The 23,501-nt window shown below is 70.3% G+C and carries 23 protein-coding genes and 2 pseudogenes; 9 read left to right on the forward strand and 16 right to left on the reverse strand.

Annotated features, from left to right (window positions below; genetic code table 11):
* Positions 1-46: 46 nt before the first annotated feature.
* Genes ACIA8X_RS22020 through ACIA8X_RS22030 form a run of 3 tightly spaced genes read left to right on the forward strand, consistent with a single transcriptional unit; the run spans position 47 to position 3,056 of the window.
* Positions 47-1,429, forward strand: a complete 1,383-nt coding sequence (locus tag ACIA8X_RS22020) for a ferric reductase-like transmembrane domain-containing protein (protein WP_399458921.1) — start codon at positions 47-49, stop codon at positions 1,427-1,429.
* A 45-nt stretch (positions 1,430-1,474) separates the two neighbouring features.
* Positions 1,475-2,260 (forward strand): FMN-binding protein, encoded by a 786-nt coding sequence (locus ACIA8X_RS22025; protein ID WP_393461336.1) that lies wholly within the window; start codon positions 1,475-1,477, stop codon positions 2,258-2,260.
* A gap of 55 nt (positions 2,261-2,315) precedes the next feature.
* On the forward strand, positions 2,316-3,056 hold the full coding sequence (locus ACIA8X_RS22030; RefSeq protein ID WP_393461334.1) for an FAD:protein FMN transferase: 741 nt from the start codon (positions 2,316-2,318) through the stop codon (positions 3,054-3,056).
* A gap of 106 nt (positions 3,057-3,162) precedes the next feature.
* Here ACIA8X_RS22030 and ACIA8X_RS22035 read toward each other — a convergent pair whose 3' ends face one another.
* The 10 genes and pseudogenes from ACIA8X_RS22035 to ACIA8X_RS22080 all read right to left on the reverse strand — a co-directional run bounded on the left by ACIA8X_RS22035 (position 3,163) and on the right by ACIA8X_RS22080 (position 13,445).
* Entirely contained in the window at positions 3,163-3,717 is a 555-nt protein-coding gene (locus tag ACIA8X_RS22035) for an arginine repressor (RefSeq protein ID WP_393461332.1), read from the reverse strand.
* Positions 3,718-3,736: 19 nt separating this feature from the next.
* Positions 3,737-4,933, reverse strand: coding sequence for an acetylornithine transaminase (locus ACIA8X_RS22040; protein WP_399458922.1), 1,197 nt, complete (start codon positions 4,931-4,933; stop codon positions 3,737-3,739).
* Positions 4,930-5,844, reverse strand: coding sequence for an acetylglutamate kinase (gene argB, locus ACIA8X_RS22045; protein ID WP_393461328.1), 915 nt, complete (start codon positions 5,842-5,844; stop codon positions 4,930-4,932). Before argB ends, ACIA8X_RS22040 begins: the two co-directional genes overlap by 4 nt.
* On the reverse strand, positions 5,841-6,992 hold the full coding sequence (gene argJ, locus ACIA8X_RS22050) for a bifunctional glutamate N-acetyltransferase/amino-acid acetyltransferase ArgJ (RefSeq protein ID WP_393461326.1): 1,152 nt from the start codon (positions 6,990-6,992) through the stop codon (positions 5,841-5,843). Before argJ ends, argB begins: the two co-directional genes overlap by 4 nt.
* The gene (gene argC, locus ACIA8X_RS22055; RefSeq protein ID WP_393461324.1) at positions 6,989-8,017 is read right to left on the reverse strand and encodes an N-acetyl-gamma-glutamyl-phosphate reductase; all 1,029 of its coding nucleotides are present in this window, start codon (positions 8,015-8,017) and stop codon (positions 6,989-6,991) included. Before argC ends, argJ begins: the two co-directional genes overlap by 4 nt.
* 93 nt (positions 8,018-8,110) lie before the next feature.
* The gene (locus tag ACIA8X_RS22060; RefSeq protein ID WP_393461322.1) at positions 8,111-8,809 is read right to left on the reverse strand and encodes a LuxR C-terminal-related transcriptional regulator; all 699 of its coding nucleotides are present in this window, start codon (positions 8,807-8,809) and stop codon (positions 8,111-8,113) included.
* Between the two features lie 111 nt (positions 8,810-8,920).
* Positions 8,921-9,067 (reverse strand): annotated as a pseudogene (locus ACIA8X_RS22065) (response regulator transcription factor); the annotation flags it as partial.
* Positions 9,022-9,846 (reverse strand): ABC transporter permease, encoded by an 825-nt coding sequence (locus ACIA8X_RS22070; RefSeq protein ID WP_393461320.1) that lies wholly within the window; start codon positions 9,844-9,846, stop codon positions 9,022-9,024. The gene ACIA8X_RS22070 and the pseudogene ACIA8X_RS22065, both read right to left, overlap by 46 nt.
* A pseudogene (locus ACIA8X_RS22075) lies at positions 9,846-10,774 on the reverse strand (ABC transporter ATP-binding protein). Before ACIA8X_RS22075 ends, ACIA8X_RS22070 begins: the two are co-directional and overlap by 1 nt.
* Positions 10,775-10,967: 193 nt before the next feature.
* Entirely contained in the window at positions 10,968-13,445 is a 2,478-nt protein-coding gene (locus ACIA8X_RS22080; RefSeq protein WP_399458923.1) for an alpha-L-arabinofuranosidase C-terminal domain-containing protein, read from the reverse strand.
* Between the two features lie 137 nt (positions 13,446-13,582).
* Between ACIA8X_RS22080 and ACIA8X_RS22085 the strand changes: the two genes are divergently transcribed.
* A complete protein-coding gene (locus ACIA8X_RS22085; RefSeq protein ID WP_393461316.1) occupies positions 13,583-14,026 on the forward strand; it encodes a DUF6314 family protein in 444 nt (147 codons plus the stop codon).
* Here the strand turns inward: ACIA8X_RS22085 and ACIA8X_RS22090 are convergent.
* Positions 14,008-14,601 (reverse strand): histidine phosphatase family protein, encoded by a 594-nt coding sequence (locus ACIA8X_RS22090; RefSeq protein WP_393461314.1) that lies wholly within the window; start codon positions 14,599-14,601, stop codon positions 14,008-14,010. The genes ACIA8X_RS22085 and ACIA8X_RS22090 overlap by 19 nt on opposite strands.
* 172 nt (positions 14,602-14,773) lie before the next feature.
* The gene (locus ACIA8X_RS22095) at positions 14,774-15,208 is read right to left on the reverse strand and encodes a GNAT family N-acetyltransferase (protein ID WP_393461312.1); all 435 of its coding nucleotides are present in this window, start codon (positions 15,206-15,208) and stop codon (positions 14,774-14,776) included.
* A gap of 90 nt (positions 15,209-15,298) precedes the next feature.
* Here ACIA8X_RS22095 and ACIA8X_RS22100 point away from each other — a divergent pair, with 90 nt between their 5' ends.
* Positions 15,299-15,919, forward strand: coding sequence for a DUF6461 domain-containing protein (locus ACIA8X_RS22100; protein ID WP_399458924.1), 621 nt, complete (start codon positions 15,299-15,301; stop codon positions 15,917-15,919).
* Here ACIA8X_RS22100 and ACIA8X_RS22105 read toward each other — a convergent pair.
* Entirely contained in the window at positions 15,916-17,358 is a 1,443-nt protein-coding gene (locus ACIA8X_RS22105) for a PLP-dependent aminotransferase family protein (RefSeq protein WP_399458925.1), read from the reverse strand. The two genes, ACIA8X_RS22100 and ACIA8X_RS22105, sit on opposite strands and share 4 nt — an antisense overlap.
* On the opposite strand from ACIA8X_RS22105, the gene ACIA8X_RS22110 reads away from it, so the two are divergent.
* Together ACIA8X_RS22110 and ACIA8X_RS22115 are read left to right on the forward strand one after the other, a co-directional pair.
* On the forward strand, positions 17,357-18,328 hold the full coding sequence (locus ACIA8X_RS22110; RefSeq protein ID WP_399458926.1) for a DMT family transporter: 972 nt from the start codon (positions 17,357-17,359) through the stop codon (positions 18,326-18,328). The two genes, ACIA8X_RS22105 and ACIA8X_RS22110, sit on opposite strands and share 2 nt — an antisense overlap.
* A 94-nt stretch (positions 18,329-18,422) precedes the next feature.
* Positions 18,423-18,617 (forward strand): DUF1918 domain-containing protein, encoded by a 195-nt coding sequence (locus tag ACIA8X_RS22115; RefSeq protein WP_393461304.1) that lies wholly within the window; start codon positions 18,423-18,425, stop codon positions 18,615-18,617.
* Between the two features lie 13 nt (positions 18,618-18,630).
* On the opposite strand, the gene ACIA8X_RS22120 is transcribed toward ACIA8X_RS22115, so the two are convergent.
* A complete protein-coding gene (locus ACIA8X_RS22120; protein WP_393461302.1) occupies positions 18,631-19,893 on the reverse strand; it encodes a glycoside hydrolase family 10 protein in 1,263 nt (420 codons plus the stop codon).
* 195 nt (positions 19,894-20,088) lie between these two features.
* Between ACIA8X_RS22120 and ACIA8X_RS22125 the strand changes: the two genes are divergently transcribed.
* Positions 20,089-20,961: a 3-hydroxybutyryl-CoA dehydrogenase gene (locus ACIA8X_RS22125; protein WP_393461300.1), complete on the forward strand. Its 873-nt coding sequence runs from the start codon at positions 20,089-20,091 to the stop codon at positions 20,959-20,961.
* Positions 20,962-21,154: 193 nt separating this feature from the next.
* Positions 21,155-21,412 (forward strand): hypothetical protein, encoded by a 258-nt coding sequence (locus ACIA8X_RS22130; RefSeq protein WP_093909010.1) that lies wholly within the window; start codon positions 21,155-21,157, stop codon positions 21,410-21,412.
* 15 nt (positions 21,413-21,427) lie between these two features.
* Here ACIA8X_RS22130 and ACIA8X_RS22135 read toward each other — a convergent pair whose 3' ends face one another.
* Both ACIA8X_RS22135 and ACIA8X_RS22140 read right to left on the reverse strand, forming a co-directional pair.
* A complete protein-coding gene (locus ACIA8X_RS22135; RefSeq protein ID WP_393461298.1) occupies positions 21,428-21,973 on the reverse strand; it encodes an NUDIX hydrolase in 546 nt (181 codons plus the stop codon).
* Positions 21,974-22,059: 86 nt separating this feature from the next.
* Complete coding sequence (locus ACIA8X_RS22140) at positions 22,060-23,400, reverse strand: transcriptional regulator (protein WP_393461296.1); 1,341 nt, start codon at positions 23,398-23,400, stop codon at positions 22,060-22,062.
* Positions 23,401-23,501: the final 101 nt, after the last annotated feature.

A 23,501-nucleotide genomic window follows, 5' to 3' on the forward strand; every position in this document is an offset into this window, starting at 1 on the left:
GTCAATCACGCACTCCCCTTGCTCCCGTCCCCGGAGGAACCGAACCGTGACCACCACGCTCGCGGGCGGCCGTGCCGCCCGACGCCAGACGATGCGCCGCATCCGCCCGCGCCGCTCCCCGGCCGTTCCGCTGGTGATCGCCCTATGGGCGGGCGCGGCGGCGGTGCTGTGGTTGTGGTGGGACAACACGCCGTCCCTCGCGGACAACACCGCCAAGATCATCGCCGCGGGCCGGATCACCGGTCTGCTCGCCGGCTATCTGATGGCGCTCGTCGTGCTCCAGATGGCCCGGGTGCCCGCGCTGGAGCGGCGGGTGGGCTCGGACCGGGTCGCGCGCTGGCACGCCATGAGCGGCCGGTACACGATCTGCCTGGTCATCGCGCACGTCTTCCTCATCATGTGGGGGTACGCGCTCCAGGCCGGCAAGACGCTCGGTGACGTCGTCCAGCAGACGATCGACTCGGTCAACACGCTGCCGGACATGGGCAAGGCGGCCATCGGCACCGGGCTGCTGTTCTTCATCGCGTTCATCTCGATCGGGGGGATCCGCCGCCGGATCCCGTACGACACCTGGTACCACGTGCACCTGCTGACGTACGCGGCGGTGTTCCTGACGTTCTGGCACCAGATCTCCACCGGCAACGAGTTCGCCGTCGAGCCGACCGCGAAGACCTTCTGGTACGGGCTGTACGGCGTGGTCACCGCGCTGGTGGTCTGGTACCGGATCGTCACTCCGATCCGCCTCAACCTGCGGCACCGGATGTACGTCGAGGCGGTCATCGAGGAAACGCCGGGCGTCGTGTCGGTGCTGATCGGCGGGCGCAAGCTGCACCGGATGGGCGCGGAGGCGGGGCACTTCTTCCGCTGGCGGTTCAAGGCGCCGGGCATGCGGTTCAGCTCGCACCCCTACTCGCTGTCGGCGGCGCCCCGCCCGGACATGCTGCGGATCACGGTCAAGGCGATCGGCGACCACACGTCCCGGCTGCGCGATCTCACGCCCGGCACCAAGGTGTGGGCCGAGGGCCCGTACGGCGCCATGACCGCCCAGCGCCGCAGCCGCGGCAAGGTGCTGCTGGTGGCGGGCGGCGTCGGCATCACGCCGATGCGGGCCCTGTTCGAGACGCTGCCCGGCGCGGCCGGCGACATCACCCTGCTCTACCGGGCCAACAGCACCCAGGACCTGGCGCTGTGGGACGAGCTCGCGGCCATCGCCGACGAGCGCGGTGCCCGGCTGATGTACGCGGTCAACAGCCCGGACGGTGAACGGCCCGACATCTCGGCGGAGCGGTTGCAGCAGAAGCTGCCCGACATCGACAAGCACGACGTGTTCATGTGCGGGCCGGCCGGCTTCGCACAGGGCGTGTACGAAGCACTGCGCGGCGCGGGTGTGCCCGCCCGCCGCATCCATCACGAGTCGTTCGAGATGTGAGCGACGGGACTTCGAGACTTCAAGACTTCAGGAGCTGTAGAAGCCATGAGGAAGAGTCACCCCATCCGGCGTGTCGTGCTGGCCGGCGCCGCCACCGTGTCCGGGATCGTGCTGCTGCTGTCGCTGAAACCGGCGACCGACCCTGCGTCCGCGCAGGCGGCCGGCGGTGCGGCACCGCCCGCGGCGGCCTCGCCCCAGGGCGGCGCCCAGGCGGCCGGGTCCGGCACGATCACCGGTGACGCGGCGCAGACCCAGTACGGGGCCGTGCAGGTACGGCTGACCGTCAACAACGGCAAGATCACCCAGGCTGAGGCCGTCCAGGCCCCCAAGGGCGGCCAGAGCGACCAGATCACCGCGAACGCCGTGCCCAAGCTGAACCAGGCGACCGTCGCCGCGCAGAGCGCCACCATCGACGCGGTGTCCGGGGCGACGTACACCAGCAAGGGCTACCAGGAATCACTCCAGTCGGCGATCGACAAGGTGAAGGCGAGCGCGGGCTCGTCGCAGGGGTCGGGCTCGCAGGGCTCCGGCTCGCAGGGTTCGGGCGGCGCCGCCCAGGCCCGTGCCTACACCGGCAGCGTCGCCCAGACCCAGTACGGCCCGGTCCAGGTCCGGATCACGGTCAGCGGCGGCAAGATCACCAAGGCCGAGACGGTCCAGGCACCCAGCGGCGGCCAGAGCACCAACATCACCGCCAATGCCGTACCGAAGCTCAACCAGGCGGCGGTGGCGGCGAGCAGCGCTGACATCGACGCCGTGTCCGGAGCGACCTACACCAGCAAGGGCTACCAGGAATCACTCCAGTCGGCCGTGGACCAGGCCGGTGGCTGACACGGTGGCGGAACCGACACAAGCTCCCGCCGCGGTACGTCATGCGGAGGAGGTCATGGGGACGGTCTTCTCCTTCGACGTCCGCGGCGGGGATCCCGGTGCCGTGCGGTCGGCACTGGAAGAGGCGGTCGCCGGGCTGCACCGGGTCGACGAGGTGTTCAGCACCTACCGCGACGACAGCCAGGTCTCCCGGCTGGCCCGCGGCGAGCTGACCGTCGACGACTGTGCCCCGGAGGTCGCCGAGGTGCTCGCCCTCGGCGCCGAGGCGGAACGGCTCAGCGAGGGCTGGTTCAGTACGAAGTACGAGGGCCGCCTCGACCCGACCGGCATCGTGAAGGGCTGGTCGGTGGAGCGAGCGGCCCGCCGCCTGGCGGACATCCCCGGGGTGAGCGGCGTGAGCGTCAACGGCGGCGGCGACGTGCAGTTGCTGGGCGTGCCGGGCCCCCAACGCCCCTGGCGCGTGGGCGTGTCCGACCCTCTGCGCCCGGGCGGCCTGGCAGCGGTCATCTCCGCCTCCGGCCTCGACGAACTGGCGGTCGCCACATCCGGCACGGCGGAGCGCGGCGCCCACATCGTCGACCCCCGCACGGGCCGCTCCGCGGTAACGGACCTGGTGGCGGTGACGGTGGTCGCCCCATCGGTGACCTGGGCGGACTGCTGGGCGACGGCGGCCTTCGCGATGGGCTCGCGGCAGGGGTTGCGCTGGCTGGAGTCACTGCCCGGCGTGGAGGCACTGCTGATCACGGCGGGCGACGAGGTGCGGTGCACGGGGGGCCTGGCAGCTCGGCTCGGGTGAGTCAGCCCACCCAGGGGCGCGGGGCTGTATCAATGTGCGGCTCCGCCGCGTGGGCGCGACCAGCCCCCACTCACCCGCAGTCGGCGAACAACCGCCACCACCCCACTCAGTGGCCGTTCTGAGCCAACCGCAACAGATGATCGGCCAAGGCCTGCCCACCCGTAGGATTCCGACTGATCAACAGCAACGTGTCGTCCCCGGCGATCGTCCCCAGAATGTCCTGCAGCTCGGCCTGATCAATCGCCGACGCCAAGAACTGCGCAGCCCCCGGAGGGGTCCGCAGAACCACGAGATTCGCCGAAGCCTCCGCAGAGATCAGCAGCTCCTGCGACAACCGCCGCATCCGCTCTTCCTTCGCCGACTCCCCCAGCGGCGCCCGAGGCGTACGGAACCCGCCCTCACTCGGCACCGCGTAGATCAGGTCACCGTCGTTGTTGCGGATCTTGACCGCGTTCAGCTCATCCAGATCCCGGGAGAGCGTCGCCTGAGTGACGCTCAGCCCGTCGTCGGCGAGCAGCTTGGCCAACTGACTCTGCGACCGCACGGGTTGCCGGTTGAGGATGTCCACGATCCGGCGGTGGCGTGCGGTGCGGGTCTGCGGCACGGCAGGCCCCCCGGCCTCGTTCGCACCGTTGTGCCCGTGGTCCTGCGCCTGACTCATCGTCGTCTCATTCCCCGGATCATCCTTCCCCGTTGGCAGCGTTCAGGATGCCGGGAAGGGCCTGAAGAAGCGCCTCCACTTCGTCGTCCCCGAGGTTCAGCGGCGGCATGAGCCGTACGACATCGGGGGCGGGCGCGTTCACCAGGAATCCGGCGTCCTGAGCCACCTGCTGCACCTTGGCGGCGAGCGGCTCGGTGAGCACGATACCCAGGAGCAGGCCCGCGCCCCGGACATAATCGATCAACGGGTGGCCAAGAGCATCGATTCCGTCGCGCAACTTCTCGCTCTGCCGCTTGACGTTCTCCAGCAATCCTTCGTTCGCAATCGTGTCCAGCACGGCGAGTCCCGCGGCACACGCGACCGGGTTCCCGCCGAAGGTCGTCCCGTGCTGACCGGGCTGCAGCAGCTCCGCCGCCCGCCCGAACGCGACCGTAGCGCCGAGCGGCAGCCCGCCGCCGAGTTGCTTGGCGAGCGTGACGACGTCCGGCAGGACGCCCTCGTGGGCCTGGTACGCGAACCAGTGCCCGGTCCGGCCCGTGCCGGTCTGCACCTCGTCGAGGACCAGCAGGGCCCCGTTGGCGGCGGTGATCGCCCGTGCCGCCTTGAGATAGCCGGCCGGCGGGACCACGACGCCGTTCTCGCCCTGGACCGGCTCGATGATCACCAGCGCGGTCTCCTCCGTCACCGCCTCGGCCAGCGCCTGCGCGTCGCCGTACGGCACATGCGTGACCTCGCCCGGCAGCGGCAGGAAGGGCTGCTGCTTGGCGGGCTGGCCGGTGAGCGCGAGGGCGCCCATGGTGCGGCCGTGGAAGCCGCCCTCGGTGGCGACGACGCGGGTCCGCCCGGTCAGCCGGCCGATCTTGAACGCGGCCTCGTTGGCCTCGGCGCCGGAGTTGCAGAAGAAGACCTTGCCGTCCCGCCCGAAGAGCTGGAGGAGCCGTTCGGCGAGCGCGACCGTCGGCTCGGCCATGAAGAAGTTGGAGATGTGGCCGAGGGACGCGATCTGCGTGCTCACGGCCTCGACGATCGCGGGGTGGGCGTGACCGAGCGCGTTGGTCGCGATGCCGCCGACGAAGTCGAGGTACTGCTTGCCCTCGGCGTCCCAGACCTTCAGGCCCGCACCGCGCACGAGAGGGAGCCGCGGGGTGCCGTAGTTGTTCATGAGCGAGCCCTGCCACCGCTGGGCGTACTCGGCGTTGGTCGCGGTCCCGGTCATTCGGCGTCCCCCTCAGGCGCGTCCGGCACGACCATCGTGCCGATTCCTTCGTCGGTGAAGATCTCCAGCAGGATCGAGTGCTGGACCCGGCCGTCGATGACCCGGGCGGTGGTCACGCCGCCCCGGACGGCGTGCAGGCAGCCCTCCATCTTCGGCACCATGCCGGAGCTCAACTCCGGCAGCAGCTTCTCCAGTTGGGAAGCGGTGAGGCGGCTGATCACCTCGTCGCTGTTGGGCCAGTCCTCGTAGAGGCCCTCCACGTCCGTGAGGACCATGAGGGTTTCGGCGCCCAGAGCAGCAGCGAGTGCCGCAGCCGCCGTATCAGCATTGACGTTGTAGACATGGTGGTCGTCCTGGGAACGGGCGATAGACGAGACGACCGGGATCCGGCCGTCGGCCAGCAGTGCCTCGATCGCGCCGGTGTCGATGTCGGTGATCTCGCCGACCCGCCCGATGTCGACCAACTCGCCGTCGATCTCGGGCTGGTGGCGGGTGGCGGTGATGGTGTGCGCGTCCTCGCCGGTGAGGCCGACGGCCAGCGGGCCGTGCTGGTTGAGCAGCCCGACCAGCTCACGCTGCACCTGTCCGGCGAGCACCATCCGTACGACGTCCATGGCGTCCTCGGTGGTGACCCGGAGCCCGGCCTTGAACTCGCTGACGATGCCGTGCTTGTCGAGGGCGGCGCTGATCTGCGGGCCGCCGCCGTGCACGACGACCGGCTTGAGGCCGGCGTGGTGCAGGAACACGACGTCCTGGGCGAACGCGGCCTTCAGGTCCTCGTCGATCATGGCGTTGCCGCCGAACTTGATGACGACGGTCTTGCCGTTGTGGCGGACCAGCCAGGGCAGCGCCTCGATGAGGATCTGGGCCTTGGGAAGCGCGGTGTGCTTCCGCGCGGGTGAGTTGCTCATGAAGAGTAGGCGCTGTTCTCGTGGACGTAGTCGGCGGTCAGGTCGTTGGTCCAGATGGTGGCGGTCTCGGAGCCGGCGGCGAGGTCGGCGACGATGTGCACCTCGCGGTAGCGCATGTCGACCTTCTCGCGGTCCTCGCCGACACCGCCGTTCTTGCACACCCAGACGCCGTTGATGGCGACGTTCAGCTGGTCCGGCTCGAAGGCGGCCTTGGTCGTGCCGATCGCGGACAGGACACGGCCCCAGTTGGGGTCCTCGCCGTGGATCGCGCACTTGAGGAGGTTGTTGCGGGCGATGGAGCGGCCCACCTCGACGGCGTCGTCCTCGGTCGCTGCGTTGATCACCTCGACCTTGATGTCCTTGCTGGCGCCCTCGGCGTCGCGGATGAGCTGCTGCCCGAGGTCGTCGCAGACCTGCCGTACGGCTTCGGCGAACTCCGCGTGTTCCGGGGTGACTTCGGACGCGCCCGAGGCGAGCAGCAGAACCGTGTCGTTGGTGGACATGCAGCCGTCCGAGTCCACGCGGTCGAAGGTGGTGCGCGTGGCCGCCCGGAGAGCCTGGTCCAGTACGTCGTCGTCGAGGGCGGCGTCGGTGGTGAGGACGACGAGCATGGTGGCGAGGCCGGGCGCGAGCATGCCGGCGCCCTTCGCCATCCCGCCGACGGTCCAGCCGCCCTTCGTCACCACGGACGTCTTGTGGACGGTGTCGGTGGTCTTGATGGCGATGGCGGCCTTCTCGCCGCCGTGCTCGGAGAGCTGCGCGGCGGCGGTCTCGACGCCGGGGAGCAGCTTGTCCATGGGGAGCAGCAGACCGATCAGACCGGTCGAGCAGACGGCCACCTCGATGGCACCTCGCCCGAGCACCTCGGCGACCTTCTCGGCGGTGGCGTGGGCGTCCTGGAAGCCCTTCGGTCCCGTACAGGCGTTGGCGCCACCGGAGTTGAGGACGACCGCGGAGACCTCGCCGCTCTTCAGGACCTGCTCGGACCACAGGACCGGGGCGGCCTTGACGCGGTTGGAGGTGAAGACGCCCGCGGCGGATCGGCGGGGCCCGTTGTTGACCACGAGGGCCAGGTCCGGGTTGCCGTTCTCCTTGATCCCGGCGGCGATGCCGGCCGCCGTGAATCCCTTGGCTGCCGTGACACTCACGGTGCGACTCCGATCGTGGAAAGCCCGGTGTTCTCGTGGAACCCGAGGGCGATGTTCATGCTCTGGACGGCACCACCGGCCGTGCCCTTGGTCAGGTTGTCGATGGCGCTGATCGCGATGATGCGGTTCGCGGCGGCGTCGAAAGCGACCTGCACCTGAACGGCGTTCGAACCGTAGACGGACGCCGTGGCGGGCCACTGCCCCTCGGGGAGCAGGTGGACGAAGGGCTCGTCGGCGAAGGCCTTCTCGTAGGCGGCGCGCACGGACTCGGCGGTGACACCGTCCTTCGCCTTCGCGCTGCACGTGGCGAGGATGCCGCGGGCCATCGGGGCGAGGGTCGGCGTGAAGGAGACGGAGACCCGCTCCCCCGCCGCCGCACTGAAGTTCTGGATCATCTCGGGGGTGTGCCGGTGGCCGCCGCCGACGCCGTACGGCGACATGGAGCCCATGACCTCGCTGCCCAGCAGATGGGGCTTGGGCGACTTGCCCGCGCCGGAGGTGCCGGAGGCGGCGACGATCACGGCCTCGGGCTCGGCGAGCGAGGCGGCGTAGGCCGGGAAGAGGGCGAGCGAGGCGGCGGTCGGGTAGCAGCCGGGTACCGCGATGCGCCTGGCCCCCTCCAGTGCGGCGCGGCCACCCGGCAGTTCGGGGAGGCCGTACGGCCAGGTGCCGGCGTGCGGGGAGCCGTAGAACGTCTCCCAGTCGCCCGCGTCCTTCAGCCGGAAGTCGGCGCCCATGTCGACGACCAGCACATCGGGGCCGAGCTGTTCGGCGACGGCGGCGGACTGGCCGTGCGGCAGGGCGAGGAACACGACGTCATGCCCGGCCAGCACCTCGGCTGTGGTCTCCTGAAGGACGCGGTCGGCGAGCGGCAGCAGATGCGGTTGCAGCGCACCGAGCCTCTGTCCCGCGTTCGAGTTGCCCGTCAGGGCTCCTATCTCGACCTCGGGGTGCGCCAGGAGCAGACGCAGCAGTTCCCCGCCCGCGTATCCGCTCGCTCCGGCCACTGCCGCACGTACCGCCATGGAATCCTCCTCCTAGACGGCATGACTATACGTTTCAGCGCACGTTTATGCAATCTCCGATCGGCGGCCGGGTGACGTCGACGGATACGACGGTCAGGCCGCCGGCCGGACGAGGCCCGACTCGTAGGCGAAGGTCACCGCCTGCACGCGGGCGCGGGCGCCGATCTTGGTGAGGAGGTTGCTGACGTGGGTCTTGACGGTGGTCGGCGCGATGGACAGCCGCTCGGCGATCTCGGCGTTGGACCAGCCCGAGGCGACGGCGACGAGGACATCGCGTTCGCGGCCGGTGAGGACGTCGAGCCCTGCGTTCCCGTGGAGGGTGCGGGCGGTGCGCTGTCGGCGGACGGCGTCGATGAGCGCGCGGGTCAGCCCGGGGGTGATGACGGCGTCCCCGGCGGCGACGATGCGGACGGCCGCGGTCAGCTCGTCCGGGGCGGCGTCGTTGAGGAGGAAGCCGCCGGCTCCGGCGCGCAGGGCGGCGTAGGCGTATCCCTCCTGGCCGGACGGGGTCAGCACCAGGACACGGGGCGGGCGCGCCAGGGTGTGGGCGGGTTCGGGGGCGCCGGGGACCCGTGCGGGCCGGGCGATGCGGCGGATGGTGTCGAGACTGTCAGGGCGGGACAGATGGGCGTCGATGAGAACGATGTCGGGGCGCAGATCGACAGCCATACGGACCGCGCCCTCCCCGTCGACGGCCTCGCCGACGACCGTCAAGTCGGGCTCGGCGGCCAGGAGCATGCGCAGGGCGAGGCGTTGGAGGGATTGGTCGTTGACGACGAGTACGGAGACCATGCCTGTCTTCTCCCTGCTGGAGCCGGGGCCACCCGTGCTGAACGAAACGGTTTCGTACATCAGATTAGCGCTGCTTTTGTAAAGCCGGAGTCAGCCGGAGTCATGAAAGGTCTAGGACTTCGCGCGGACCAGCCCGGCGTCGTACGCCATGATCACGGCCTGGATGCGGTCGCGTGCCCCGATCTTGGCGAGGACCCGTCCGACGTGCTTCTTCACGGTGGACTCGGTGAGGACGAGCCGTTCGGCGATCTCCTGCCGGCGAAGACCGCGAGCCCTGCCCCGGGTGACAGGGCGTCCGAGGACTCGTGCAGGGCGTAGACGGCCGACCCGGCGTTGCTGGGGAAGTAGGGGGTCAGCGTGTCGTACCAGGAGTCGGGCAGCAGCGAGGCCAGGCCGGGCAGGATCAGCAGGACGCCGACCAGGGCCGCGATGGCCCCGGCGGAGGAGCGGATCAGGACTCCCAGGGCGACGCCGAACACGGCCACCAGGGCGAGGTAGACACCGGCTCCGGCCAGACTGCGCAGGACGCCGTCGTCGCTCAGGGAGAGCGCGATCCGCTCGCCGTCCAGGCCCGGGGTGCCCAACTGGAACGCGGCGAGCGCGCCTATCGTGGCGAGGACCAGGGCGATGGGCCCGATCACGAGGGCCGTGGACCACAGCACCGGCAGCCGGCGCGGTACGGCGGCGAGGGTGGAGCGGATCATGCCGGTGCTGTACTCGCCGGCGGAAGCCAATACCCCGAGGACGCCGATGGCCAGGGACGCGAAGGTCACACCGGTCAGGGCCAGACTGACCGCGTCACTGTCGCCGCCGGAGCCCCCTGGGCCGGGCGGCCCGCCGGTCGCGGCGGCGTCCGGACTGTAGGTGTAGGCCGCCACCGCCCCGAAGAGGACCAGCAGGAACACGGCGACGCCCAGGGTGATCCAACTGGAGCGCAGCGACCAGAACTTGGCCCACTCCGAGCGAAGGACCCGCAGGGCGGTCACCTTGTAGGTCGTCGTGCGAGCGGGGACGGGAGCAAGGCTGGTGACGGTCATCAGGCGGCCTTTCGCTCGGTGCCGGCCGGAGCACTCTGGTACTCGACGACATCGCGGGTGAGTTCCATGAACGCCGCCTCCAGGGAGACGGCCTGCGGAGTGAGTTCGTACAGCGGCACCCCGTGCTGCGCGGCGACCGCCCCGATCTCGCGGGCGTCGCGGCCTGTGACCAGCAGTTCCTCGGCGGAGGAGGAGCTGATCGTGACGTCCGGGCCGGCCAGCAGCGAGCGCAGCCGCATGGCCTCGGTGGTGGCGACCTTCACGCCGCCACCGCCGGCCTCGCGGGTGAAGTCGTCGACCGTGGTGTCGGCCAGCAGACTGCCCCGCCCGATGATCACCAGGTGGTCGGCGATCAGCGCGGTCTCGCTCATCAGGTGCGAGGAGAGCATCACGGCCCGCCCCTCGTCGGCCAGGGAGCGCAGCAGGTTGCGCACCCACAACACGCCCTCGGGGTCGAGGCCGTTGACCGGTTCGTCGAGCATGACGATCGCCGGGTCGCCGAGCAGGGCGGAGGCGATGCCGAGCCGCTGGCCCATGCCGAGCGAGAAGGCGCCGACCCTCTTGCCGGCCACGCTGGTCAGCCCGGCCAGCTCGATGACCTCGTCGACCCGGCGCCGCGAGATGCCGTGGGTGTACGCGAGCGCCATCAGGTGGTTGAACGCGCTGCGCCCCGGATGGACGGACTTGGCCTCCAGCAGCGTGCCGATCTACTGCAAGGGCGCCGCGTGCCTGGCGTACGACTTGCCGCCCACGGTGACCGAGCCCTTGGTGGGCGCGTCCAGGCCGAGGATCATGCGCATGGTCGTGGACTTGCCCGCACCATTGGGGCCGAGAAAGCCGGTGACCTCACCGGGCCGGACGGTGAAGCTCAGGTGGTCGACGACCGTCTTGTCGCCGTACCGCCCGTCAGCTCACGCGCTTCGATCATGGGAGTGGCCTTTCCTGCCTGGGGCTGGACTTCGAATCTATGAGCGCGGCAGGTCGACGCTCTGGGACCGGAGGGGAATCTTCGGCGCCTCGGTGGTACCGCGGTACCACCGCGATCGCCCGGCCCTGAAGACGTGAGAGACGGCTCCGGTACGTCGGTACCGGAGCCGTCTCTCAGTGGAACCCCGCGCGAACTACCGCTGCTTGATCCGCAGGAAGGTGATCGAGTTCGCCGGGAACGTGTACGAGAACGAGTCGTCGACCCCTGAGAAGGTGGACGTCACCGGCGCGACCGGCGTCGCCGTCTCGGAGTTCACCGCGTTCGGGTCGGCCGTCAGCGTCGTCACCCGGGCCTTGGAGGCGACCTTCGCGCCGCCGAGGTCGATGGCCGTACGTGCCGCCGTGGACTGGGCGTTGACGACCTTGACGATCAGGTCACCGGTCTTCTTGTCCTTGGTGACGACCTGGCGGAACGGCTCGGCCGGCTTGTCGTCCTTGAAGCTGCCCCACTCCTGGCCGTCCAGGTAGAGGGTGACCTGCCGGCCCCGCACCTTGACCTGGATGTCGTAGGTACGGCCCGTCTCGATCGACCCGGCCTTGGAGATCAGCGTCCCCTTGCCGCCGTCCACGGCCTGTTCGACGGCGGACTGGGTGTTGTTCCAGCCGCCCAGGTTCCACCAGTAGTAGTTGCCGGTGTCCTTGACGCCGAAGGCGACGAGGAATCCCTCCTTGCCGGACTTCTTGGTGGCCTTCACCTTCAGGTCGTAGTCGTGCCAGGTCGGGTCGCCGGCCGAGACCAGGGTGTTCTCGGCGGCCACGTCGCTCTGCACGTACTGCCCGTCCTGGATGCTCCAGCTGCCGGCGCCCGTGTGCTTCCACTGAGCGGCGTCACCGCTGAAGTCGTCGTTGAGCAGCGTCTTGCCGTCCGCGTCGGTGACCGAGACATCGTCGTACGCCGCCGTGGTCGCCCACGTCGACAGGCCGACCGCGCCGGTGATCGGACCCTGCAGCGACGGAGTTCCGGTGGCCGTCGAGGGCACCACCCGGTCGCCGACGTTGGTCATGAACAGCTTCTGGACCTCGTAGTTGGCGGAGTTCCAGGAGGCGTGGTTGTTGAACCACACCAGGTCCGGGCGCCACTGCACATAGTCCTCGTTGGCGAACAGCGGGGCGTACGAGGCGAGTTTGACGACGTCCGCGTTGCGCTCCAGGCCGGTCATGAACGCGGCTTCGGCGAGGCCGTTCTTGAAGGCGTTGCCCTGGGAGGCGTACTCACCGAGGAAGACCTTCGGGCCGCCGCGGTCGTAGGAGTCGTAGCGGTCGTTGTTCTGGAGGAACCACTGCGGGCTGTTGTAGTAGTGCTCGTCGACCATGGCGACCTTCTCCTGGCGGTTGAGCTGCCAGGCCGTGTCGAAGGTCTGACCGGCGTCGTCCGGGCCGGAGTTGGAGACGACGGTGATGTCCGGGTACTTGGCCTCGATCGCGGCGCGGAACTGCTTGAACCGGGCCATGAACTCGACCGGCAGGTTCTCCTCGTTGCCGACCCCGATGTGCGTGAGGTGGAAGGGCTTGGGGTGGCCCATCTGCGCGCGCTTCTTGCCCCAGGTCGACGTCACCGGTCCGCCTGCGAACTCGATGAGGTCGAGGGCGTCCTGGATGTGCCGCTTGAGCAGGGCGTCGTCGTCGGTGGCCTTGTTCTGGCCGCAGCCGGTCACCAGGGCCGGGACGACGGGCAGCGGCATGGCGCCGATGTCCTCGGCGAAGCGGAAGTACTCGTAGTAGCCGAGGCCGTAGGACTGGTTGTAGCCCCAGAAGTTGGAGTTGGTCGCGCGCTCCTCGACCGGGCCGATGGTGTCCTTCCACTGGTAGGAGCGCTTGCGCTGCCAGTTGGAGGCCTCGCTGTAGTCCTCCATGGAGCCGGTGTTGACCAGGCAGCCGCCGGGGAAGCGCAGGAAGCCGGGGTGCAGGGCCGCGACCTTCTCGGCGAGGTCCTTGCGCAGACCGTTGGCCTGGTGCTTGTAGGTGTCGCGCGGGAAGAGGGACACCATGTCGAGGGCCGCCGCGGCAGCGGAGGCGACGGTGAGGCGGCCGTCGCTGCTGGTGCGGGTCGCGGTGAAGGTGGCGCGGTACTTGGCCCAGCCGCTCTTCTTCACGGCCACCTCGCGGGCGGTGGCGAGGGTGCCGTCGGCGTCCTGGAGAGTGACGGTGAGGGCGGTGCCGCCCTCGGCGCGCGCCCACACCGAGAAGTCGTACTTCTTGCCCGCCTCGACGTGGATGCCGGTGTTGTAGCCGCCGTTCGTGACGGCCGAACCGGCGCCCAGGGACAGGTAGTTGCGGTTGCGCTCGCCCAGCCGGCCGGCGTCGTTCACCACCTGTCCGGTGCCGTCGACCGTCCAGGAGGTGAGGGGCGTGTACGACCGGTTGTCGTCCGTCGAGTACTCGAAGGACCGGTTCTGCACGAGCTCGGCGTACAGACCGCCGTCCGCGGCCCGGTTGATGTCCTCGAAGAAGACGCCGTACATCGTGTCGTCGATCTTCGCGCCCTTGGCGGCGGGGTCGACGGTGATCGCGTAGTCGGCGACGTCCTCGGCGTGGGCGGGGGCGGGGATGAGGCCGGCCGCCACCAGGAAGGCGGTGGCGGCGATGCCGTATCTCCAGCGCGTGCGTGACATGAACACTCCGCGGCTCGATGTTCGAAATATCAGACAATGATCAGCACTTCGAACGGCAAGATAGGGAGGGGGCTTCGAGAGCGTCAACAGGTCGGTCGGTATCGAAAGTGTCGGAAGCGGTCGGAGGTGAGGGACGGATGGGCGAGTTCTGGCCGGTTCCGGATGTGCTGACGTATCTGGCCGGGAGCTGGCGCGTCGAGCGGTCGGTGCGGGATCTCGCGAGCGGGGACGAAGGGGCGTTCTCCGGTACGACGGTTTTCGGCCGCCTCGCTGAAGGCGGACTGCTGCACGAGGAGTCCGGCACTTTCGTCTGGCAGGGCGTCGGACGTCCCGCCGAGCGGACGCTGCGCTTCCTGCCGGGCGCGACACCGGGCACCGCGGACGTGCGCTTCGCCGACGGACGGCCCTTCCACGACCTGGACCTGGCCTCCGGGCGGCACATCGCCGACCACCCCTGCTCGGCCGACCTCTACCGGGGCGAGTTCACCGTCCTGGACGAGGACCGCTGGCGGTCGGTGTGGCGGGTGCGCGGCCCGGCCAAGGACCTCGTCCTCACGACCGACTACGCGCGCGAGGGCTGAGCCGGCGCCCCGTCGAAGCGGAGGTTCCAGCGGCCCGCCCGGCCGGTCACGGTGGTCGTCGACAGGGGGCGTACGTCGAGGTTCCAGTACGTGGCGGGCGGCGCCTTCAGCACGTACACCAGGGCGGCCCGGATCACGGACGGTTCGGCCACGGCGACGATCCGGCCGCCGTCCTCCACGGGCCGGGTGTCCAGCCAGCCGCCGACCCGGGAGATGAACGCCAGCAACGACTCCCCGCCGTGCGGTGTGCCGCGCGGGTCGGCCAGCCAGGCGTCCACCGCCTCCGGCTCCCGGGCCATCGCCTCACCCAGGGTCAGCCCGCGCCAGCGGCCCATGTCACAGTCGCGCAGGGCGAGTTGCACCAGCGGGGCATACCCGAGGGCGTCGCCGGTGGCGCGGCTGCGCGGGGTCGGCGAGCAGTAGCGCAGCTCGGCGGCGGCCAGCGGCAGCAGGTCGCGCGCGACGCCCTGCACCTCGTCCCAGCCGGCCTGGTCCAGCGGCCGGTCGTCCTCGAAGCGCTCGGCGAGCAGCGGTGAGCTGCGCGCGGCGGCGACGAACGTGACCCGAAGTGGCATGCGGCGATGGTGTGACGCGAAAGTGCGCAGGTCAAGAGGTGTTGTGGAGGAGTCACCGAGGGTGGACGAATCCTTACTGCGGGGTCAGGATCAGGCGGACAAGTCGCCAGAAAACAGAGCTGTTGGAAGTTCAAGCAGTGCCGCCGGAAGGATAGTTCCGCCGGCGACTCCGCTAGAAGTACAGCGCCATCCATTGGTCCGGCCGCTCCAGCGGCGCGAACCCGAGCTTCTCGTAGACCCCGTGCGCGTCGTGCGTGGCGAGCAGCATGCGCTTGATGCCGTACGGCCGCAGGTGCTCGCGTACGCCCCCGACGAGCGCCGTCCCGATGCCCTTGCCGCGCACCGACGGGGCGACGTACACATCGCACAGCCACGCGAAGGTAGCCCGGTCGGTGACGACCCGGGCATACGCCACCTGCTCCCCCGAAACCGTCTCGTACACCCCGAAGTTCAGCGACCCCTCGATCGCCCGGTCCTGCTTGTCGCGCGCCCGCCCGATCGCCCAGTACGCGTCGGTGGACAGCCACCTGTGCACACGCTCCGCGTCGACGCGGTCGGGGTCGGTCGAGATCTCGTAGCCCTCGGCGAGGGGCGGGGTGTCGGTCATGCGGCGAGACTCGCAGGACGGCGGCGCCGGCGTCGAGCGGATTTCCCCGGTGGGCGGGGCGTTGTCAGTGGTGGGTGCGATGCTGCGGGCATGACTGGGACGACGACTGCCGCGGACTACGCGTGGCTGGAGGAGCAGTACGAGAACCTGACGCAGGCGTACTGCGTCACGCTGGTCCGCGGACTGACTCCCGAGGAACTGCTCCGCGAACTGGCTGCCGAGCCAGGGCCACGGATCACCGGCGTGGACGGCCTGTGCGAGCCCTCGTACGACGATCGCGGGGCGTACCGCCTGTTCGTCGGGGCGACCCCGGTCGGCGGCTGGTCCCTCATGGTCGAGTTCAACGGCTACCTCGGCGTCACGAACGAAGCCATGATCCCCCTCTCACGCGGCCGCACGGTGGTCTCCCACTTCCTCAACGTCAACGCGGTGGACCACTTCTGCTGGTACGAGGACGGCGAGCTGCGCCTGCACTTCGAGCCGCTCTTCGCCTACTACCGCGACGGCACCCATCCCGACGAACTTCTGGAGGAAATGCGGGAGTCGGGCTTCGACCTGATCGAGCACGACGAGGACGACGAGCGGGACTACGAGGGACTGACCGGCGCCTCCTTCGCCCTCGCCCACCGCATCACCGGCATACGCCTGACCCCGGAGCTGTTCGCGTCGGCCGAGTTCAGCTGCGGTGTCGCCCCGGTACCCCACGGCTAGAGCACCTCGTCACAGGCGGCCCGCAGCCGCCGTACCCCCTCCGTGATCTCCCCCACCCCCGCCACCGCCGCGAAGCTCAACCGCACATGCCCGGCCGGAGGCTCCGCGCTGAAGTACGGGCGGCCCGGGGTGATGGCGACGCCCGCGCGCAGGGCGGCGGCGTTCAGGGCCGATTCGTCGGCGCCGTCGGGAAGGCGGAGCCACAGGTGGTAGCCGCCGGACGGGATGTGCGGGAGGGCGAGTTCGGGGAGGTCGAGGCGCAGGGCGGCTGTCATCGCGTCGCGGCGGGTCTTCAACTCGGCGGAGATCGCCCGCAGATGGCGCGGCCAGGCGGGCGAGCCGACGAGTTCGAGCGCGGCCTCCTGCAAGGGCCGGGGCACGAAGAAGGTGTCGACGACCTGGATGGCGCGCAGCCGCTCCAGCACCGGGCCCCGGGCGGCGAGCGCGCTCACCCGGAAGCTCGGCGAGGTCGCCTTGGTCAGCGAGCAGACGTGGACGACGACGCCGTCGGGGTCGTCGGCGGCCAGCGGACGCGGCAGGGGCCCGGCGTCCTCGTGCACCAGCCGTCGTACGAAGTCGTCCTCGACGACGAAGGCACCGGCCTGCCGCGCGATGCGCAGCACCTCGCCGCGGCGCTCGGGGGCGAGCATCGCGCCGGTCGGGTTCTGGAACAGTGGCTGGCAGACGAACACGCGGGCGCCGGTCGCGCGGAAGGCGTCGGCGAGCAGGGACGGCCGTACACCGTCCGGGTCGACCGGGACCGGGATCGGGCGCAGGCCGGCCGCGCGGGCGATCGCCAGCATGCCGGGATACGTCGGCGACTCGACCAGCACCGGCGCACCCGGCGGTGCGAGCGCCCGCAGTGCGATCGTCAGCGCCGACTGGCCGCCGGCGGTGATCAGCACCTCGGCCGCCGTGACGGCGCCGCCCGGCCCGCCGATGCTGCGCGCGAACCATTCCCGCAGCTCCGGCAGCCCCTCCATGGGCGGCCTCCCCCACGCCCCGGGCCGGCGTCCGGCTCGCGACAGCGCGGCGGCCATCGCCCGCTCCGGCTGCAACGACTGGTGCAGATAGCCGCCGTTGAACTCGATCACGCCGGGCGGCGGGGCGGTGAGCGAGGCCAGCACCCCCGAGGCGTCCACCGAGCGCGGTACGAGCTCCGCGGCGGCGTCCGCGCTGAGCGTGACCTCCTGCCAGGAGGTGTCCCCGACCGGGGCGGCCTGCGGACGGGGTTCGGCGCGGAACGCTCCGGCGCCGGGCCGGGTGACGACCAGCCCCTCGGCGGCCAGTTGCCCGAGGGCACGGGAGACGGTCACCGGGCTCACCCGGAACCGCTCGACGAGGGCCCGACTTGACGGGAGCTTTCCACCTGGAGAGTAGCGGTCCAGTTCCCGTCGTAGCTGATCCGCCAGTTCACCGACACTGCTACGCTCTTGCATGAGAGCAGAGAATAGCGCTACCGCCACGACGTCGATAGCAGTCACCACTCCGGCCGTCTCGGCAGCGCCGGCCACCCCGAGCACGCCGACAGCCCAGGCCGCCCCCGCCAGGACCACCGTCCGCGGCACGCTCCAAGCCGCCCTCGGTGTCGCGGCCTTCTCCCTCACGTTTCCCGCCACCGCCTGGGGCCTGGAGGGATTCGGACCCTGGTCCCTGGTCGGCGTACGCTCCGTACTGGCCGCGCTGATCGCGGGCGGCTGTCTGCTCGCCCTGAGGGTGCCGCTCCCCGCCCGCCGCCACTGGGCGGGCCTCGCGGTGGTCGCCGCCGGAGTGGTCCTCGGCTTCCCGCTCTTCAGCACGCTCGCGCTCCAGACGTCCACCACGGCGCACGCCGCCGTCGTGGTCGGGCTGCTCCCGCTGACCACCGCGCTGTTCTCCGCCCTGCGCGTCGGCACCCGCCCCTCGCGCACCTTCTGGACGGCGGCGCTCGTGGGCGCGGGCGCCGTGGTCGCCTTCACCGTGCAGCAGAGCGGCGGCGCCCTGACCACGGCCGACCTGTACCTGTTCGTGGCGCTGCTGGTGTGCGCGGCCGGCTACACCGAGGGCGGCCGGCTGGCCCGGGTCATGCCGGGCTGGCAGGTGGTCGGCTGGGCCCTGGTGCTGGCCCTGCCGCTCACCGTTCCGGCCGCCGCCGTGGCGCTGTCGTACGAGCCCGTGGACCTGAACTGGCACGGCGTGGCCGGACTGCTGTGGGTCGCGGCGGGATCGCAGTTCCTCGGCCTGGTCGTCTGGTACCGGGGCATGGCCGCCATCGGCATCCCGAAGGCCAGCCAGTTGCAGTTGGCGCAGCCCCTGCTCACACTGGTGTGGTCGGTGCTGCTGCTGGGCGAGCACCTGACAGTGGCCGCCCCGTTGACGGCCGCGGCGGTGCTCGTGTGCATCGCCGTGACCCAGCGGGCGCGTGGCTGAGCGGACCCGTACGACCCACCGCCAACCACCGCTCCACGCCGTAGACTCAAGGCCACGGACCGCTGCTCCCGCTCCTGGTGAGGAGGACCGACAGATGCGTGCAACCGTGGGCGACCAGCTTGTCCAGCACGGCAGGGTGGTCGGGCAACACGACAAGGTCGGCGAGATCGTCGAAATCCTGGGCCAGGAGGGCAACCCTCCGTACCGCGTCCGTTTCCAGGACGGGCACGAGGGCCTGTGCTCCCCCGGCCCCGACACCGAGATCCGTCACAAGGACATGACGAAGTAGCTCGACGAGCAGATCAGCGCGGGGTCCTCGCCGGCTGCCCATAGTGGTCGGCGACTACCCGCGCCATGGCCCCGATCCGGTCCGTGGCCACGTCCTTCGCGGCGAAGAAGACGTGCCCGTGCGCCTCCGGGTGCTCCTTGGCCAGCGTGAGGTGCCGCGACAGCTCGGCCGGGTCCTGCCAGGCCGCGGGCTGCGCCGGATCACCGGCCTTGTACAGCGCCTCGCCGAGGTACAGCCGCGTCCTGCTGCCCCGCGCCACCTCCGCCCACCAGGACACGAGCTTGGCGTAGTCGGCGGCGGCGAAGCCGATGTTCCAGTACAGCTGCGGGCAGATGTAGTCGATCCAGCCCTCGCGGACCCACTTGCGGGTGTCCGCGTACAGGTCGTCGTACGTCTGCACCCCCGCCCGTGAGTCGGAGCCGAGCGGGTCGGTGGCGGCGTTGCGCCACACGCCGAACGGGCTGATGCCGAACTGTGTGGTGGGCCGGATCCGCCGGATGCCGGCCGCCATCTCGACGACCAGCTTGTCGATGTTGTCCCGCCGCCAGGCGGCCCGCGTCGCGAAGCCGCCGCCGTAGCGGTCGTAGGCGTCGGTGTCGTCGAAGGTCTGGCCCGCCACGGGATAGGGGTAGAAGTAGTCGTCGAAGTGAACCCCGTCGACCTGGTACTTCTCCACCGCGTCGAGCATCGCCTGCTGCACGAAGGTGCGGACCTCGGGCAGCCCCGGGTTGTAGTAGAGCTTGCCGCCGTACGTGACCACCCACTCCGGGTTCTGGCGGGCGGGGTGGGACTTGGCGAGCTTGCTCGGATCCGTGTGGTTGGCGATGCGGTACGGGTTGAACCAGGCATGCAGCTGCAGACCACGGTCGTGGGCCTCCGCGACGGCCGTGCGCAGCGGGTCCCAGCCGGGGTCCTTGCCCTGCGTACCGGTGAGGACCTGCGACCACGGCTCGTACGGCGAGGGCCACAGGGCGTCGGCCGTGGGCCGCACCTGGAGGACCACCGTGTTGAGGCCGTTGTCCACCGCCGTGTCCAGGTGGGCGAGCAACTCGTCGCGCTGCTCGTCCGCGGTCAGCCCCGGCTTGGAGGGCCAGTCCCGGTTCGTCACGGTGGCCACCCACACGCCGCGCATCTCCCGGACCGCCCGTCGCCGACCCGGGTCCGACCCGCGCGCCAGGGCGGAACTCGCCGCCACCGCGCCGCCTCCCGCCACGAGTGCAGACAAGGCGGTCACCGTGAACGCCCGTCGTGACAGCCGTGACTTCCGGTGCAGCATCTCTTCGTACCTCCGTGTGCCGTGGTCAAGGGCCCACCCCGCAGCAGATCCGTACGTTCCGGATCGCGCCCGCGCCAGCTTTTCATGAGGCACCCGAACGATCGATCAAACTTCGCCGAAGGTAACGTGCAGGTTTGGAGCAGGCGCCGAACAACGGCGGACCTGTCGCAGTCGTGGATCAGCGAAGGGGACGATGTGACCGGCATCTCCGGAGATATTGCACGCGTCGGTGTGGTGGGCTGTGGCCAGATGGGAGCGGGCATCGCCGAGGTGTGCGCCCGCGCCGGCCTGGACGTGAAGGTCGCCGAGACCACCGGCGAGGCCCTGGAGATCGGCCGCACCCGGCTGTTCAACTCCCTGGCCAAAGCTGCCGAGCGCGGCAAGATCAGCGAGGAGGAGCGGGACGCCACGCTGGCACGGCTGTCGTTCACCACGGACCTCGGCGAACTCGCCGACCGCGATCTGGTGATCGAGGCCGTCGTCGAGAACGAGCAGGTGAAGACCGAGATCTTCCAGGTGCTCGACCAGGTCATGACCCGCCCGGACGCCATCCTCGCCTCCAACACCTCCTCGATCCCGCTGGTGAAGCTGGCGGTCGCCACCTCGCGCCCCGACCAGGTCATCGGCATCCACTTCTTCAACCCGGCCCCGGTGCAGAAGCTCGTCGAGCTGATCCCGGCCCTCACCACCTCCGAGGGCACGATCGCCCGCGCCCAGTCCTTCGCCGAGAAGCTGCTCGGCAAGCACGCGATCCGCGCCCAGGACCGCTCCGGCTTCGTGGTCAACGCACTGCTGATCCCCTACCTCCTCTCCGCGATCCGGATGTTCGAGTCGGGCATCGCCAGCCGCGAGGACATCGACAACGGCATGGAGCTGGGCTGCGCCCACCCGATGGGCCCGCTGAGGCTGTCCGACCTGATCGGCCTGGACACCGTCGCCTCGGTGGCGCAGAGCATGTACGACGAGTTCAAGGAGCCCCTGTACGCCGCTCCCCCGCTGCTGCTGCGCATGGTCGACGCGGGCCGGCTGGGCCGCAAGACCAACTCCGGCTTCTACACCTACGGCTGATTACAGACGGTCAGATTCCGGCCAAGTACACGGGCCCGGCACCGAGAAGGTGCCGGGCCCGCGCCATTCACACACCGTGTGCACTCCGGGCTCGCATATGCCCCTCGCACACTCTCCCCATGCGTCCACCAGGCGAGTTCACTTTCCCTGCGCATGCAAGGGATGACAGATGACTACGGAAAGGAGCGGACACGTGACCGCCGATCCCGAGCATCCAGTCGTATCTGGAGAACTCGCAGAGTTACGACGTCGACTCGACGTCGCCTACGCCCGCGTGGAGGGCGGGCTGGCTCTGCTGTCGCACCGCACCGAGGAGACCGCCAAGGAGATCGACGAGCTGAACACCCGGATCCACACACTGGAACACGCGCGCTGGCCGCTGCCCGCGGTCGCCGCCCTCACCGCCGTGGGTGCTCTCGTCGTGGCGATCTGGCAGGCCGTCGGGCACTAGCGCGGGGACGTCCGCTCAGCGCAGGACGTCCTGCCCCAGCCTGAGATGGTGCAGCATCAGTAAGGCGGCCGCCATGTTGGCGGCCGGGACCTCCCCACGGGCGACCATGTCGGGGACGAGCTTGAGCGGAACCCATTCCCGGCGGTCCGACTCGAAGTCGTCCACGGGATGTCCGACGTACTCGCCCTCGTCGGCCCAGTAGATGTGGTGCCGGGCGTCGGTGAGCCCGTTGGAGGGCTCCACGCTCATGAGGTGGTGCAGGGGTCCCGGCCGCCAGCCGGTCTCCTCCTCCAGCTCCCTGGCGGCCGCGCGGGCGATGTCCTCGCCGTCCTCGACGACGCCCGCCGCGAGTTCCCACCCCCAGCTGTCGGTGATGAAACGGTGGCGCCACAGGAGGAGGACTTCATTGGCCTCGTTGACCACCGTGGCCACGGCGACCGGCCGCATCCGTATGAGGAAGTGGTCCAGGTGCCGGCCGTCGGGCAGCTCCACGTCTGCCAGGTTGACGGTGAACCAGCGGTTTTCATACACAGTTTGTTCGTTCTGTTTCGTCCACTGCACGGTTCTGCCACCTTCCGTCGAGTAAGTGGCAATATCGCAGCAGGGACTATGAGGTGTCGGCGTTCGAGTGCCGGCCTGACACCGGCCTAGAGCGGTACGCGCAGTGCTCCGTCGATGAGTTCGGCGGCCTCTGCCGTGCCCGCGCCGCCGCTGCGCACCAGGTGTTCGCGTACCGCCCGGAGTCTGTCGCGCAGGCGCTGGGACTCCATTCCCCGCGCCTGCTCGGCCATCTGCACCGCCATGGCCACCGCCTTGTCGGCGTTGCCCCGGCGCAGCTCGATGGTGCTGAGCATGCCCAGCCGGTGCACCCGGCCCCGGTCGTGGGCGGGATTGTCTACGGCGGCCGCGGCGTGCTCCCCCGCGGCCGCCAGCTCCCCGAGACTCAGCAGCGCCTCCGCCACCTGGACGTTGACGAGTCCGGGCTGGACATAGCCCGTCTCATCGGGTTCGTACCCGCGGTGGATGCGATCGGCGGCCTGCTCGGCACGCCGGATGCAGGACAGGGCGCTCGTGCCGTCGCCGAGGTGGGCGTACGCCTTCGCCTGCATCGCGTACAGATCGGAGGCGAGCGCCGGGGTGATGTGCTTGCCGGCCGCCCGCAGCGCGGCCTCCGCGAAGGCGACGGCCTGCCGGAACTCCCGCATGAACAGCGCCTGGTTGACCAGCAGCGCGATCACATAGGCTCCCAACCCCCGGTCCCCACTGGCCTTGGCGAGCCGCAGCGCCTGATGGAAGTAGCGCTGGGCGAGCCCGTGCGCGTCGGAGTCGTACGCGCAGATACCCGCGACCGCCACCAACCCCCCGGTGGCACGGTGCAGTTGACGGCCCGTGGCATCGGTGTAGCTGCCGCGCAACAGCGGGGCGGCCTCCGCGTTCAGGAACCCGACGATCCGGGTGCGGGTCGCTATGCCGCCCGCCTTGCGGTACATCTGCTCGTAGTGGGTGCGGGCGGCACGCAGCATCTCGATGTCGCCCGGGGTGACCCGATGCCGCCCCCCGCGCGAGACATCGACATCCTCGGGCGGGTTCTCCCACTCCCACACGGGCATCACGGCGGGCGTGCCGGTGACCGCGGGCGCACCCAGGATGTGGGGCCGCTGCTGCTCGTCGGAGCGCCACAACGCGGTGGCCCGCTCGACGAAGCCGGACAGCGAGGTGGCGTGCGCGGTGGCCGGTTCGCCGGGTACGCCGAGGCCGATGTCGTCGAGCGTGACGGGACGGTGCAGCCGTGCGGCGAGCACCTCGCAGATCAGGTCGGGCACCTGGCCGCGCGGCCGCTGGCCCTTCAACCACCGTGCGACGGCGGTGTGTTCGTATCTCAGCGCGATCCCGCGCGCCCGCCCCGCCTGGTTCACGTGCGCTGCCAGCCCCGCGTGCGAGACCCCGGCCTCGTCCAGGATCGCGTCGAGCAGAGTGTTGGGCTGCATGTATGCCCCCCGGGTGGCCTCGGTGCGGACAGAGTAGTGCGAACCGCTTCACACGGGGTGTGAAGCGAGTGCTCGAATCCGTAGGGTGCGCGCGCTGTTGC

This window comes from Streptomyces sp. NPDC051738 (genome assembly GCF_044453205.1).
Classification (GTDB): domain Bacteria; phylum Actinomycetota; class Actinomycetes; order Streptomycetales; family Streptomycetaceae; genus Streptomyces.